Origin of the sequence: Sodalis sp. RH24 (genome assembly GCF_047324145.1) — a bacterium.
In the GTDB taxonomy this organism is placed as follows: domain Bacteria; phylum Pseudomonadota; class Gammaproteobacteria; order Enterobacterales; family Enterobacteriaceae; genus Acerihabitans.
This window is the reverse complement of record NZ_CP178729.1, coordinates 2,019,461-2,032,555: the sequence shown is the minus strand read 5'-3', so window position 1 is coordinate 2,032,555 and position 13,095 is coordinate 2,019,461. Positions and strand designations below refer to the sequence as shown.

Here is a 13,095-nt window from a genome sequence, read left to right as displayed (position 1 = left end):
GGATTAATGACAAGACGGCGGGAATAGGCGGTCTTGCGGCACCTGGACTATTTGGTGACTAATATAGAATCGACGGTTTCAATTTTCGGCTGGGCATCAAGCGCAATCAGCTTGCCCGCTTTCACCGTATTCACCAGGATGGCCAGGCCGTTGGCGCCGATTTCCGCCGGATTCTGGGCCACGGTGGCGGTCATCATGCCCTGGGCGACCATCTTGCGCGCCTCGGGAATACCGTCGGTGCCGACCACCAGGATCTTGCCGGTCTGTCCCGCGTTGGCCACCGCCTGCGCCACGCCCATCGCCATGGTATCGTTGGCGCAATAGAAGGCCTTCAGCTGGGGATGACGTTGCAGCACATTGGTCGCCACGTCCAGGGCCTTGATGCGATCCCAATCCGCCGGCTGGCTGGCCACCAGCTTGATATGGCTGTTGGCCTTGAACTCCGCGGTCGCGCCGTTGCGCCGCGCCTCGCCCGAGGCGTTGCCGGCCTTGCCTTCGATAATGGCCACTTCGCCGCCCTGGGCGCCCAAGCTATCGATAATAAATTTGGCGCCTTTCGCGCCGACCGCGACATTATCGGTGGTGATAAAGGCTTCGACGTTGCCCTTGGCCTTGGCCAGGCTGGCTAAATCGATTTTTTCGTCGAGGTTAACCAGGTGAATCCCTTTCTGATAAGCCTTGGCGACGGGAATCACCAGATTCACCGCCGATAAAGGCGCAAAGGCGATGCCTTTATAATTCTTATTGGTTAAATCCTCGAATAATTGTAATTGCGATTGGAAGTCGCCTTCCGACGGTGACGCGAATATATCCACCGTCACGCCGAGATCCTGGGCCTTTTTCTCAATGCCTTGTTTCATCTCTACCCAGAAAGGGTTGGATAATGTTTTAAGAACAACGGCGTAATCGGCTGCCGCGTGGACCACGGTGGACAACATCAGTCCACAGGCGGCGCCACCGGCCAATTTAAGAAATTTATTCATTATTCTATCTCCAAAAGAGAATTATTTATAATCACGCTTCAGGTACTTGGTAATGGAACTCGTTTTTTCCAGGTTTTTATTCGCCAGCTCGATATCCTGCCGCGCTACCGAGACATAAAACGCATCCAGCAGCGTAAGCTGCAAAATACGGGCCGAAGCGTTTCTGCCTAATAACGGCGTTTCCGGCGCCGGTGAACAAATATTAAAATCAGCCAGCTGGGCTATGGGGGAATTGCTGCTATGGGTAATACAAATGATCTTGGCCCCATTATCCTTGGCAATCGACACCACCCGTTTCAGATCGCTGGTGCGGCCCGAATGGGATACCACCAACGCCACATCGCCCGGTTGCAACAGGGAGGCCGACATCATCATCAAATGCGCGTCCAGGTAGGCATTGCAACGCAAGCCGATTTTCAGGAATTTATGCTGCACGTCCGCGCAAATGGAATTAGAGCCGCCGACGCCGTACAGCTCGCGCTGATGGCCGGCAAAAAAGCATTGGGCCGCCTGCTGGATGACGTTGGCGTCGACTATCGCCTGGCCTTCGACAATGGTGCGTACGGTCAGGTTAAACACTTTGTTGACCACATCCTCCGGGCTGTCGGTGGGCGAGAGTTCGGCGGTGATATCATGGTCGGCATGATCGAAATACTCGACGATGGCGCTGCGCAGCTGGCGAAAGCCGCTGAAACCGAGAATTTTCGACACCTTGACAATCATGGCTTCCGACAGGCCCAGACTCAGGGCCACCTCTTTGATCCCCGAGACGTCGGTGAGGTTGCCGGGAGATAAAAACCACTCCACTATCCGGCTTTCGTTTTCAGTCATGCCTTCTTGTTTAATACGAATATAAGGAGCAATGCCTATGCCGCGCGGCATATCGTTTTGCAGTTCCGCATCATTCATCTGGACTATCTCTGGTGATTAACATTGCCTGTCACTATATCACCATGGCGAAAGTTTAAAATCTGCTGCGAACTTCACGTTTTTTATTAATTTATAAATTAACTTTTTGTGTAAAAATCGAGTCATCGATCCGGGTTAATTTCAGGAAGGTATTTTTGGCTATATTAATTCAATAAAATCATATAATTAAAATGTATCTTTTGTTGTCGCTTACTGCTGACAGCGAAAAATAGCTTTATCATCAGATTCACAGAATAATTTACCCGGTGAAAAAATCGCAATAAAAACGCTGTCGTTTCAATGGATTACGCAAATTAGCCCAAAATAGCGTCCCAGGGCCTCTATTTATTCTTTATTTATTTTTATTTTCTGTGAAGTTTTCTGGAGTTTGCCGGCGGTGAGCACGGCGGTGATTGGCGGATACGACGCTTGTCGACGCGCTTCGGGAAGGAAACGTTACCAGGGAAGGGGACGGGCGGCGTTTAGCCTCATTGAAAAAATCGTTGCAGGGTGAGAAAGCGGCGCGATAACAGCCGCTTTGGAGAAACGGACCGCGCCGCGGTTATTCTTTTACGCCGTTGAGCATATCGGCGTGATCGTGCAGCGTTTCGTCTTCGCGGCAGTTGCCGATTTCACAATGCCCATACAGATATAAGCTATGGTTGGTCAGCTTGATATTGTGCCTTTTGGCAATATCACGCTGGCGCGCTTCGATGAACTCGTCGCGAAATTCGATAACCTTGCCGCAGTCCAGACAGATCAGGTGGTCATGATGATACTGTTGCGTCAGTTCAAAAACGGATTTGCCGCCTTCAAAATTGTGGCGGGTTACGATACCGGCGTCGTCAAATTGGTTTAGCACGCGATATACCGTGGCCAGGCCGATTTCCTCACCCATATCGATCAGTTTTTTGTACAGATCTTCCGCACTGACGTGATGGCATTCCGGATCTTGCAACACTTCCAGAATCTTCAGTCTGGGAAGGGTGACTTTCAGGCCGGCCTTCTTCAATGCAATATTATTGTCAGTCATGCGGGTTTAGTCCTGTTACTTTGATAATCTGATTGTAGGCTAACTTAGCCTATAACATCGGTCGGCCCGAAAAATGTGACGCCGTCTCATTATAAGACTGCCTGTCCAAAATGAAAACCGCGCCTTGTTAACAACTATAGCCCGTTTCAGGGGGCGAATTCTGCAACATTTTGCTAAAAAGGGTGGAACCGCTGCGCTATTGTACCGCGTTGTGGATAAAAGTTAAAAACTTGTATCTATTAATTTGAAAGGATTTAGTTATCAGTGAGGTTGGCGGCGCCGTCCCGACGCCATGACGGCAACCGATTCTCTTGCCGGGCGCCGTCGCGACGGCACCCTCCCGCACGGCTTGACTTTAGCTGAGCTGCAATTCAGCGCTGATTTGCTTCACCCAGCCGTCCACGCGTTCATTGGTCAGCTCGGGCTGGCGGTCTTCGTCAATGGCCAGGCCGATGAAGTGATTGTCGTCCGCCAGTCCTTTCGACGCTTCGAAATGATAGCCGGCGGTGGGCCAGTGACCGACGATGGTCGCGCCGTTGGGCTCGATAATGTCGCGAATGGTGCCCATGGCGTCACAGAAATATTCGGCGTAATCCTCCTGATCGCCACAGCCGAACAGCGCCACTTTTTTGCCGGAGAAATCTATTTCTTCCAGGGTGGGGAAAAAATCATCCCAGTCACATTGCGCTTCGCCGTAGTACCAGGTCGGGATGCCGAGCAGCAGGGTGTCGAACCGCGCCAGGTCTTCTTTACTGCTTTTGGCAATGTCATGAACTTCGGCAACATCCGCACCCAGTTGCTTCTGAATCATTTTGGCAATATTTTCGGTATTGCCGGTGTCACTGCCAAAAAAAATGCCTACAGTTGCCATGAATTTGAAAACCTCTTAAATATTATGGATATGTTCCGTAACAGAATCAGCGATGCTCTGCGGCAATCATAGCAGACCCTTATGCGGGGAGAAACTCGCCGGCCGGGTTTTGTCGCAAATTTGCCCCGTTCGCGGCCTTGGGCCCTGGACGGGATGGCGCTTTACCGGGCCGGCAAGTTTACTCCGGATGCGGATCCGCGCCTTGCTGCCGTTCAAGCTCGGCCAGTAAAATCAATTCGATCAGCTCGCTGCGCGACAGGTTTTGCCGGTAGGCCAGCTCATTTAACGCATCCACCGCCTCGGCGTTGATTTTCAGCTCCACCCGGCGCAGGCCGCGCTTTTTATCCCGGCGCAGCTGGTTACGCTTGTTGATGCGCAACTGCTCATCGCGGGACAGGGGGTTGGTCTTCGGTCTTCCCGGGCGCCGCTCATCGATAAATAAATCCAGGGTGGTGCGGTCCGTTTGTTCTTTTGCCATAGGTCATGAAGGGATTGTGCATCAAGAAGCAGGCGGGCAAACCCCGTCCGGCGGCGTGGCTGGCTACGCCGCCGGACGCGCATCGCCCGTAACGTTATGTTTTATGTACGCCGGGGCTGCCATAAAACACAGCGGGCCATGTTACCCCAGCCCGGTAGCAAACGACAATATTAAACTCGCCGGCGCTAATCCCGGCGGCGGCCCGGCCTATTCTTCCAGGAAACGGGCCAGGGCGCGCATGAGCGCCGCGGGTTTTTCCGCATGAACCCAATGACCGGCGCCGGCGACCACATGCGCCCGCGCCCGGGGGAACTGGCGTTGGATCGCCTGGCGGTAACCGTCGTCCAGATAGGGCGATTTTTCACCGCGGATAAACAGCACCGGCCCTAGCCAGGGCGCCGACTCCCGCCAGCCGATAAGCGCCGGATAGTTATCCCACAGCGCCTCGACGTTAAACCGCCACCGGCCCTGGTGAAAGGATTTCAGCAAAAACTGGATGGTTTCCTCATCAAGGGCGTCATGGCGCATGAGCGCCGCCGCCTCCGTGCGCTGTGTGACGCCCGCCGCCTCGACGCGCCTGAGCGCGGCGAAGACGTTGTCATGGTGACGGGTGGGGTAGGCCACCGGCGCCATATCGATAACCGCCAGCCGCGCAACGCGGCCGGGCGCCTGGGCGGCGAGGGTCATGGCGACCTTGCCGCCCATGGAATGGCCGATGAGGTGACCGGCGTCGATATGCAACGCATCAAGCAATTCGATCACGTCCCGGCTCATGGCGGCGTAACCGGCATCGTGGTCATGGGGGGACAAGCCGTGATTGCGCAGATCAATCTGCAGGGTGGCGTGGTGTTCCCCAAGCGGCCTGGCCAGCACGCCCAGGTTATCAAGGCTACCGAACAGCCCGTGCAGCAATATCACCGGCAGTGCTTCACCCGGCTGCCGGGCAGGTTGCAGACGATAGTGTAATTTCATCCTGATCCTCATGGCGATAACAGAGCCTGATAGCCTATCATGAGTTATCCGTCCCGCGGCCGTAAAAAAACCGGCGGCGCCAGGAAGGCCCTCGGGGGAAATTCCGACTTTTTACCGAAGCCGGATACTAGCGCTATTCGCGGGGCAGGTTTAGCTTGTATAATCCTTTTGATTGATTTATGAGAAGAAAGCCCCGGATAAAGATGAAAACAATTGAAGTCGACGAAGACCTTTACCGCTATATCGCCAGCCATACGCAGCATATCGGCGAAAGCGCCTCGGATATTTTACGCCGGATGCTGAAATTTAATGCTCAGGCCAGCGCCGCAGCGCGCAGCGCGCCGCCGCCGGAAACGCCCCTCAAGACGCAGGCCGTGTCTGCGACCCGCGATCGCGTGCGCGCCATGCGTGAGCTCCTCCTTTCCGACAGCTACGCCGAGCAGCGCAAGGCGGTTGATCGTTTTATGCTGGTGCTGTCCACCCTGTATAGCCTGTCGCCCGCCGAATTTACCGAGGCGGCGGATATCCTGCACGGCCGCACCCGTACTTATTTTGCCGCTGATGAGCAGACATTATTGCAAAATGGCAGCCATACTAAACCCAAGCAGGTAGCGCAAACGCCCTACTGGGTTATCACCAACACCAACACCGATCGTAAACGGAGCATGGTGGAACACATTATGCTGGCAATGCAGTTCCCCGTGGAACTGACCGATAAAGTTTGCGGTACCATTTGATCAACAGCAGGCAAGGGAGAAGCACCGATGGCTAATAGCCCCCGCGCCGGGCAGCCCGCCCGGCAAAGCGATTTAATCAATGTCGCGCAGTTAACCTCGCAGTATTATGTGTTGCGTCCGGAGCCGGGCAACACCGCGCATGCGGTAAAATTCGGTACTTCAGGCCATCGCGGCAGCGCGGGGCGCCACAGTTTCAATGAAGCCCATATCCTGGCCATCAGCCAGGCCATTGCCGAAGAGCGCGCCAGGCAGGGCGTTACCGGCCCGTGTTATGTGGGCAAGGACACCCATGCGCTGTCCGAACCGGCGTTTATTTCGGTATTGGAAGTACTCAGCGCCAACGGCGTGGAAATCATCGTCCAGCAGGACAACGGCTTTACCCCGACGCCGGCGGTGTCCAACGCCATCCTGACGCACAATCGCGCCGGCGGCGCCCAGGCCGACGGCATTGTCATCACCCCGTCCCATAATCCGCCGGAAGATGGCGGCATCAAATACAATCCGCCTAACGGCGGACCGGCGGACACGAATCTGACCAAAGTGATCGAAGAGCGCGCCAATGCCCTGCTGGCGGACGATTTGCGCGGCGTTAAGCGCCAGTCGCTGGACGCGGCCTGGAACAGCGGCCATATCCATGCGCAGGATCTGGTGCAGTCCTATGTGGCGGGGCTGGCCGAGGTCGTGGACATGGCGGCCATCAAAAAAGCGGGACTGAAACTGGGCGTCGATCCGCTGGGCGGGTCCGGCATTGCCTATTGGCAGCGCATCGCCGAGCATTACCAACTCGATTTGACGCTGGTGAACGAGCAAATCGACCAGACCTTCCGCTTTATGTATCTCGACCACGACGGCATTATCCGCATGGACTGCTCGTCCCAATGGGCCATGACCGGCCTGCTGTCGCTGCGTGATAAGTTCGACCTGGCCCTGGCCAACGATCCGGATTACGATCGGCACGGCATCGTTACCCCGGCGGGTCTTATGAACCCCAATCATTTCCTGGCGGTGGCGATCAACTACCTGTTCCAGCACCGTCCGCAGTGGGGCGCCGACGTGGCGGTGGGCAAAACCCTGGTCTCCAGTGAAATGATTGACCGGGTGGTGGCCGATCTGGGCCGCCGTCTGGTGGAAGTGCCCGTCGGGTTTAAATGGTTTGTCGACGGCCTGTTCGACGGCACCCTGGGTTTTGGCGGCGAAGAGAGCGCCGGCGCCTCGTTCCTGCGTTTTGACGGCAAGCCCTGGTCCACGGATAAAGACGGTATCATTATGTGCCTGCTGGCGGCGGAAATTACCGCGGTCACCGGTAAAAATCCCCAGCAGCACTATGATGAACTGGCGCAACGTTTCGGCGCGCCCAGCTATAACCGCATCCAGGCGTCGGCCACCCACGCGCAGAAGGCCGTTTTGGCCAAGCTGTCACCTGAAATGGTCTCTGCCAGCACCCTGGCCGGCGACCCCATCACCGCGCGCTTGACCGAGGCGCCCGGCAACGGCGCGTCCATCGGCGGCCTGAAGGTGATGACCAAAAACGGCTGGTTCGCCGCGCGGCCGTCCGGCACCGAGGAGGCCTACAAAATTTATTGCGAAAGCTTCCTGGGGCCTAAGCACCGGGAACAAATCGAACGCGAGGCGGTGGAAATCGTCGGCGAAGTACTGGCCGGGGCACAATAAGGCCCGCCCGGCGGTCGGCGCATCTCGCGCCGCCGCCATACCCGCCGTTACGGGGGAGCTTTCATTATCCAAGGCGCTGATTTATCAGCGCCTTTTTTTGCGTTTCAGCGCCGCCAGGCAGCCGGTGATACTGGCGCGCAGATAAAAAAATCCTCATTTAGATATATCTTTTATTGCTTTTTTTTTGTTATGCGTTAATTTAGATATATCTAAATAACCGGGAGAGAACCATGCTTTATCATCATCATTATGCCTTGCACGACCGTGGCGGTATGCATGGCGGCAGGGGACACCATGAGCGCCACGGGCACCATGACGGCGAACACAGGACGCAGCGTCTGTTCGGCCATGGCGATCTGCGCATGATCCTGCTGGCGCTGGTGGCCCGCAAACCCAGCTACGGCTATGAGCTGATCAAGGAAATCGAGCTGGCTTCTTCCGGGTTGTACATTCCCAGTCCAGGCGTAATTTACCCGACCCTGAGCCTGCTGGTGGATCAGGACTTCCTGATGTCGGTCACCGCCGAAGGCCAGAGCCGTAAGAACTACCAGATTACCCCGGCGGGCGAGGAAGAGCTGGCCGGGCATCAGGCGGCGATTACCGCCCTGTTCGAGCGGCTCGCCCAGGCAGGCAAACGCGGGGAAGGCAGCCTGATCCCGGGCATAACCGACAGCATGCGGCAATTAAAGGGATTGTTACGCGGCAATATGCTGCGCGCCGACCTGACGCCGGCGCAGGTCGAGCGGATAAACACCGCCTTGCTGGAGGCGGTTAATACTATAGCGCAGGTGCTGGCGGCGCCGGCGGAGGAAAATCATGGCGGGATATAAATACAAAATTACCGTGGCGCCCATCGCCGATAAACACGGCCAGCCGCTGGATATGCCCGCGCTGTCGTTCGAGGTTGAAAACCACGATGAAATCCTGGGCATCGTGACGCGTTTACAGGGGCGGGAGGATTTGGCCTTCGGACCTGAGAAAACCGCGTCTTTCGCCATCGGCCTCAAGCTGTTCTCGGAGGTGATGATGGAACATCGCAAACATCCCTTGTTTGCGCCGCTGCGTGAACCGTTTCGCGATTTTATGCAGTTGTTGAAGAAGGGACCGGGCGCGGCGGGTTAACGCCAGGCTGATACAGCCGCCTAGGGCATAAAACGGTAGCCGATGCCGGTCTCGGTCAGCAGGTGGTTGGGCTGGGCCGGATCCCGCTCCAGCTTTTGCCGCAGATGGCCCATGTAAATGCGCAGATAATGGCTATGTTCCACCGCGTTGGGCCCCCAGACCTCGCCCAGCAGATAACGTTGGGTGAGGACCTTGCCCTGATGGGCAACCAGGACGGCCAGCAGGCGGAATTCGATGGGCGTTAAATGCAACAGCTCGCCGTCACGTGTCACCTGGCGGTTGGCCAGATCCACGCTCACCGCCGCAAAATTCACCGTCGCGGGCTTTTCATCGCCGCGCAGCGGACGCCGGAGCGCGACGCGTACGCGCGCCAGCAGTTCCCCGATGCCGAAGGGCTTGGTCAGGTAATCCTCCGCGCCGGCGTCCAGAGCATCGATTTTATCCTGTTCGTCACTTCTGGCCGACAGCACCACGACGCTGATTGAACTCCACAAACGTAAATCGCGGATAAAATCCACGCCGTTGCCGTCCGGCAGCCCCAAATCGAGCATGATGAGATCCGGTTTGCGGCTGGCCGCCTCGAGCAAGCCGCGCTCCATGGTGGCCGCCTCAAATACCCGGTAGCCTTCGCGTTCCAGCGCCTGGCGGACAAAACGGCGGATGGCGTCCTCATCTTCGATTATCAGGATATTGGCAGTCAGGGTGCTCACGTTTCCTCCTGTGGCGTCATAGCGGGCGGGCGCGTCCAGCGGCAGGGTAACATAAAAAAAGCGCCTGCTCGCCTGGGTATTATCCGCGTATATCCCCGCGCGGTGAATCTTTATCTCTATACGATCCCGCGTCGGCCGGGGAACATTGCCGCAACCGCGCAAAGCGTGCGGCGCGGCGCGTAAAATTACGCTAAACAAGACGCTTTATGGGCTAAAAAAGCGCACTCTTCGTGCTACGCCGGCATCGGCGGCCCGCGCTTTAACCTGCGGGACTTTTGTCGCAAACCCGCCGCGGGTCCGGGGATAATCGTCTACGCTTTGCTTAACGATCGATTATATGTGGGAGTCATGCATGGGCAATAAAATCCCCGTCGGCATCAGCGCCTGCCTGATGGGAGAAAAAGTCCGTTTTGACGGCGGACACCGCCGCTTCGCGTTTGCCATGGACGAACTGGCTCCCTACGTGCGTTTTGCGCCCATCTGCCCCGAAATGGCCATCGGTTTGCCCACCCCCCGGCCGGCGCTGCGTTTGGTCAGGGACGAGCAGGGCCGCATCGCCATGCGCACCGGCAAAAACCAAAACGACGACGATCTGACGCAGCCGATGCAGTCGTTTTCCGAGCAGCAGGTGCAAAAGCTGGGCGATCTATGCGGGTACATCGTCTGCGCCAAATCGCCCAGTTGCGGAATGGAACGGGTCAGGGTCTACGATCGCGCCGGCGCGCGCAAAAACGGCGTCGGCCTGTATACCGGGGAACTGATGCGGCAATTGCCGTGGCTGCCGGTGGAGGAAGATGGCCGGCTGCACGACGCGCAACTGCGCGAGAATTTCGTCGCCAGGGTTTATACGCTGTACGAGTTTAATCAACTGCTGCAACAGCCCTTGACGCGCGGCGGGCTCATGGCGTTCCACAGCCGTTATAAATTGCTGCTGCTGGCTCATTCCCAGCCGCAGTACCGGCAGATAGGGCCGTTTGTCGCAGCCATGGATCGCTTTGCTACGCTTGAAAGTTTTGCCCTGGAATACCGTAACCGACTGATGGCGCTGCTGTCGAACAACGCTACACGGCCGAACCATACCAATGTCCTGATGCATGCGCAGGGCTACTTCCATCGTTACCTGACGCAAAAACAGCGCCAGGAACTGACGTCGCTCATCGACAGCTACCGGCAGGGCATGCAGCCCCTGCTGGCGCCGATTACGCTGCTTAAGCATTATATGGCCGAATATCCTGACGCCTGGCTGGCGCAGCAACGCTATTTTGAACCCTATCCGGAAGCCCTGCGGCTACGTTACGGGCATTGACCGCCCTTTACCGTTATCAAGGAAGAGCCCATGAAAACACATCTCGTCTGGCTGCGCGCGGATTTACGCCTCCACGATAACCCGGCGCTCTATGCCGCCTGCCGTGATCCTGACGCCAGGGTGCTGGCGGTCTATATCGCCACGCCGGAGCAATGGCGCCTGCACGGCATGGCGCCGCGCCAGGCGGCTTTCCTGCTGGATAATCTGGCGGCGCTGCGCCATGGCTTGACGGCGCGCGGCATTGCTTTGCATTACCATCAATGTCCCGATTTTAATGCCTCGGTGGCATGGCTCACGGATTTCTGCCGGCGGCAACAGGCTGACGCGCTGTTCTACAACTACCAGTACGAATTTAACGAGCAGCGGCGCGATCGGGCGCTGGAGCAGGCCCTGGACGGCCAGGTGATATGCCAGGGGTTTGACGACGGTACGCTGCTGCCGCCCGGCAGCGTGCGCACCGGCGACAGCGGCATGTATAAAGTGTTTACCCCGTTTCGCAACGCCTTTCTGCGCAAGCTGGCCGAGGCCGATCCGCAATGCCTGCCCGCGCCGTCGCGCCGGATAAACGCGGCGCCTGATACGGCGGACGACCTGGCCCCGTTTGATTATCCCCGGCAGGCGCCGGGGGAGGCGTATCCCGCGGGCGAGGACGTCGCGCTGTCGCGGCTGCGTACCTTTTGCCATCAGCAAATGCAGGACTACCGCAAGATGCGCGATATTCCCTACCAGGACGCCACCAGCAGGCTGTCCGCCTATCTGGCGCTGGGCGTACTCTCCCCGCGCCAGTGCTATAATCGCCTGCGCAGCGCTTATCCCCTGGTGCTGGAACATGCCGACAGCGGCGCGTTTACCTGGCTCAATGAGCTGATCTGGCGTGATTTTTATCGTCACCTGATCGTGGCATATCCCGCCCTATGCAAGCACCAGCCGTTTATCGGCTGGACCCGCCATGTGGCGTGGCGCCGGGATGACGTCCTGCTTGCCGCCTGGCAGCAGGGCAATACCGGCTACCCCATCGTCGATGCCGCCATGCGCCAGATGAACCAAACCGGATGGATGCATAACCGGCTGCGCATGATTACCGCCAGCTTCTTGGTAAAAGATCTGCTTATCGACTGGCGCGAAGGCGAGCGGTATTTTATCTCCCGGCTGATTGACGGCGACCTTGCCGCCAATAATGGCGGCTGGCAATGGGCCGCCTCCACCGGCACCGACGCCGCGCCGTATTTTCGTATTTTCAATCCCACCACCCAGGGACGCCGCTTCGATGAACAGGGCGTGTTTATCCGCCGCTGGCTGCCGGAGCTGGCGGCGGTGCCGGACAGCTATGTGCATGAACCTCACCGTTGGCCCGGGGCCGGCCACGCCGGACTGGATTATCCCCGGCCGATAGTTGATCATGGCAGCGCACGCCAAACCACCCTGGCGGCGTATCAAGCCGCCAAAAACCTGGGGCTGAGCTCCGGGACGGGGTAAACGTCGGGGTTCTTGCGACAGAAGGTATTCTCAGTATGCGTAACAATGAATTGGAACAACTTATCCATCGGCATCTCAACAGCGTTTCCTTCCAGGACTATGCGCCCAACGGCCTGCAGGTAGAGGGGCGCGCCGAGGTGCAACGTATCGTCACCGGCGTTACCGCCTGCCAGGCGCTGCTGGACGCGGCGGTGGAACATCATGCCGATGCGATTCTGGTGCATCACGGTTATTTCTGGAAGAATGAGCCGCCGGTCGTTACCGGCATGAAACGCCGGCGCCTGAAAACCCTGTTGGCGCACGATATCAATCTGTTTGCCTGGCATCTGCCCCTGGACGCCCATCCTGAGCTGGGCAACAACGCCCAACTGGCCGCCTTGCTGGATATCAGCGTCAAGGGACAGCTGGAGCCGCTGGTGCCGTGGGGTGAGTTGAATCCCGCCGTCAGCGCGCAGGAGCTCCTTCGCCGGTTGGAAATGCGCCTTGAGCGCGAGGTATTGCACTGCGGCGATAACGCGCCGGCGCTGATCGCGCGCCTGGCCTGGTGTACCGGCGGCGGGCAGGGGTTTATCGAACAGGCGGCGCGCGCGGGGATGGATGCGTTTATAACCGGCGAAGTGTCGGAGCAAACCATCCATACCGCCCGGGAAATGGGCCTGCATTTTTTTGCCGCCGGCCATCACGCCACCGAACGGGGCGGCATCAAGGCCCTGGGCGACTGGCTGGCGCGAACGCATGGTTTTGACGTGACGTTTATCGATATTCCCAATCCGGCTTGACCGGCGGCTATTACATTTTGCCCGGAAACGCTTTACAGTACCTGCAAA

At 57.7% G+C, this 13,095-nt stretch carries 14 protein-coding genes; 7 read left to right on the top strand and 7 right to left on the bottom strand.

Going from position 1 to position 13,095, the window contains the following annotated elements:
* Positions 1-47: 47 nt before the first annotated feature.
* From alsB to ACL2XG_RS09345, 6 genes are all read right to left on the bottom strand, one after another.
* Positions 48-983, bottom strand: coding sequence for a D-allose transporter substrate-binding protein (gene alsB, locus ACL2XG_RS09370; RefSeq protein ID WP_410016069.1), 936 nt, complete (start codon positions 981-983; stop codon positions 48-50).
* Between the two features lie 21 nt (positions 984-1,004).
* Complete coding sequence (gene alsR, locus ACL2XG_RS09365) at positions 1,005-1,892, bottom strand: transcriptional repressor AlsR (RefSeq protein ID WP_410016068.1); 888 nt, start codon at positions 1,890-1,892, stop codon at positions 1,005-1,007.
* A gap of 562 nt (positions 1,893-2,454) precedes the next feature.
* Positions 2,455-2,925 (bottom strand): ferric iron uptake transcriptional regulator, encoded by a 471-nt coding sequence (gene fur, locus ACL2XG_RS09360; RefSeq protein WP_410016067.1) that lies wholly within the window; start codon positions 2,923-2,925, stop codon positions 2,455-2,457.
* Between the two features lie 355 nt (positions 2,926-3,280).
* Positions 3,281-3,796, bottom strand: coding sequence for a flavodoxin FldA (fldA, locus tag ACL2XG_RS09355; protein WP_410016066.1), 516 nt, complete (start codon positions 3,794-3,796; stop codon positions 3,281-3,283).
* Between the two features lie 178 nt (positions 3,797-3,974).
* The gene (gene ybfE / locus ACL2XG_RS09350; protein WP_410016065.1) at positions 3,975-4,274 is read right to left on the bottom strand and encodes a LexA regulated protein; all 300 of its coding nucleotides are present in this window, start codon (positions 4,272-4,274) and stop codon (positions 3,975-3,977) included.
* A 207-nt stretch (positions 4,275-4,481) separates the two neighbouring features.
* Positions 4,482-5,246 carry an alpha/beta fold hydrolase gene (locus ACL2XG_RS09345; protein ID WP_413722303.1) on the bottom strand — a complete coding sequence of 255 codons (765 nt, stop codon included), beginning with the start codon at positions 5,244-5,246 and terminating at the stop codon, positions 4,482-4,484.
* Positions 5,247-5,449: 203 nt separating this feature from the next.
* Here ACL2XG_RS09345 and seqA point away from each other — a divergent pair, with 203 nt between their 5' ends.
* The 4 genes from seqA (at position 5,450) to ACL2XG_RS09325 (ending at position 8,776) form a co-directional block, all read left to right on the top strand.
* Entirely contained in the window at positions 5,450-5,983 is a 534-nt protein-coding gene (gene seqA / locus ACL2XG_RS09340) for a replication initiation negative regulator SeqA (protein WP_410016063.1), read from the top strand.
* Between the two features lie 27 nt (positions 5,984-6,010).
* On the top strand, positions 6,011-7,654 hold the full coding sequence (gene pgm, locus ACL2XG_RS09335) for a phosphoglucomutase (alpha-D-glucose-1,6-bisphosphate-dependent) (protein WP_410016062.1): 1,644 nt from the start codon (positions 6,011-6,013) through the stop codon (positions 7,652-7,654).
* 230 nt (positions 7,655-7,884) lie between these two features.
* A complete protein-coding gene (locus ACL2XG_RS09330) occupies positions 7,885-8,484 on the top strand; it encodes a PadR family transcriptional regulator (protein ID WP_410016061.1) in 600 nt (199 codons plus the stop codon).
* A complete protein-coding gene (locus ACL2XG_RS09325) occupies positions 8,471-8,776 on the top strand; it encodes a DUF3861 domain-containing protein (protein ID WP_413722304.1) in 306 nt (101 codons plus the stop codon). Before ACL2XG_RS09330 ends, ACL2XG_RS09325 begins: the two co-directional genes overlap by 14 nt.
* 20 nt (positions 8,777-8,796) lie before the next feature.
* Here the strand turns inward: ACL2XG_RS09325 and kdpE are convergent, their stop codons facing one another.
* Entirely contained in the window at positions 8,797-9,477 is a 681-nt protein-coding gene (gene kdpE / locus ACL2XG_RS09320) for a two-component system response regulator KdpE (RefSeq protein ID WP_413723410.1), read from the bottom strand.
* A 361-nt stretch (positions 9,478-9,838) separates the two neighbouring features.
* Between kdpE and ACL2XG_RS09315 the strand changes: the two genes are divergently transcribed.
* Genes ACL2XG_RS09315 through ACL2XG_RS09305 form a run of 3 tightly spaced genes read left to right on the top strand, consistent with a single transcriptional unit; the run spans position 9,839 to position 13,047 of the window.
* The gene (locus tag ACL2XG_RS09315; RefSeq protein ID WP_413722305.1) at positions 9,839-10,792 is read left to right on the top strand and encodes a YbgA family protein; all 954 of its coding nucleotides are present in this window, start codon (positions 9,839-9,841) and stop codon (positions 10,790-10,792) included.
* A gap of 30 nt (positions 10,793-10,822) precedes the next feature.
* Positions 10,823-12,268, top strand: a complete 1,446-nt coding sequence (phrB, locus tag ACL2XG_RS09310; RefSeq protein ID WP_413722306.1) for a deoxyribodipyrimidine photo-lyase — start codon at positions 10,823-10,825, stop codon at positions 12,266-12,268.
* A gap of 35 nt (positions 12,269-12,303) precedes the next feature.
* Positions 12,304-13,047, top strand: coding sequence for a type 2 GTP cyclohydrolase I (locus ACL2XG_RS09305; protein WP_410016057.1), 744 nt, complete (start codon positions 12,304-12,306; stop codon positions 13,045-13,047).
* Positions 13,048-13,095: the final 48 nt, after the last annotated feature.

Coding starts and splice junctions, on each gene's coding strand:
- alsB (WP_410016069.1), bottom strand. CDS start 983: ATGAATAAATTTCTTAAATTGGCCGGTGGCGCCGCCTGTGGACTGATG.
- alsR (WP_410016068.1), bottom strand. CDS start 1,892: ATGAATGATGCGGAACTGCAAAACGATATGCCGCGCGGCATAGGCATT.
- fur (WP_410016067.1), bottom strand. CDS start 2,925: ATGACTGACAATAATATTGCATTGAAGAAGGCCGGCCTGAAAGTCACC.
- fldA (WP_410016066.1), bottom strand. CDS start 3,796: ATGGCAACTGTAGGCATTTTTTTTGGCAGTGACACCGGCAATACCGAA.
- ybfE (WP_410016065.1), bottom strand. CDS start 4,274: ATGGCAAAAGAACAAACGGACCGCACCACCCTGGATTTATTTATCGAT.
- ACL2XG_RS09345 (WP_413722303.1), bottom strand. CDS start 5,246: ATGAAATTACACTATCGTCTGCAACCTGCCCGGCAGCCGGGTGAAGCA.
- seqA (WP_410016063.1), top strand. CDS start 5,450: ATGAAAACAATTGAAGTCGACGAAGACCTTTACCGCTATATCGCCAGC.
- pgm (WP_410016062.1), top strand. CDS start 6,011: ATGGCTAATAGCCCCCGCGCCGGGCAGCCCGCCCGGCAAAGCGATTTA.
- ACL2XG_RS09330 (WP_410016061.1), top strand. CDS start 7,885: ATGCTTTATCATCATCATTATGCCTTGCACGACCGTGGCGGTATGCAT.
- ACL2XG_RS09325 (WP_413722304.1), top strand. CDS start 8,471: ATGGCGGGATATAAATACAAAATTACCGTGGCGCCCATCGCCGATAAA.
- ACL2XG_RS09315 (WP_413722305.1), top strand. CDS start 9,839: ATGGGCAATAAAATCCCCGTCGGCATCAGCGCCTGCCTGATGGGAGAA.
- phrB (WP_413722306.1), top strand. CDS start 10,823: ATGAAAACACATCTCGTCTGGCTGCGCGCGGATTTACGCCTCCACGAT.
- ACL2XG_RS09305 (WP_410016057.1), top strand. CDS start 12,304: ATGCGTAACAATGAATTGGAACAACTTATCCATCGGCATCTCAACAGC.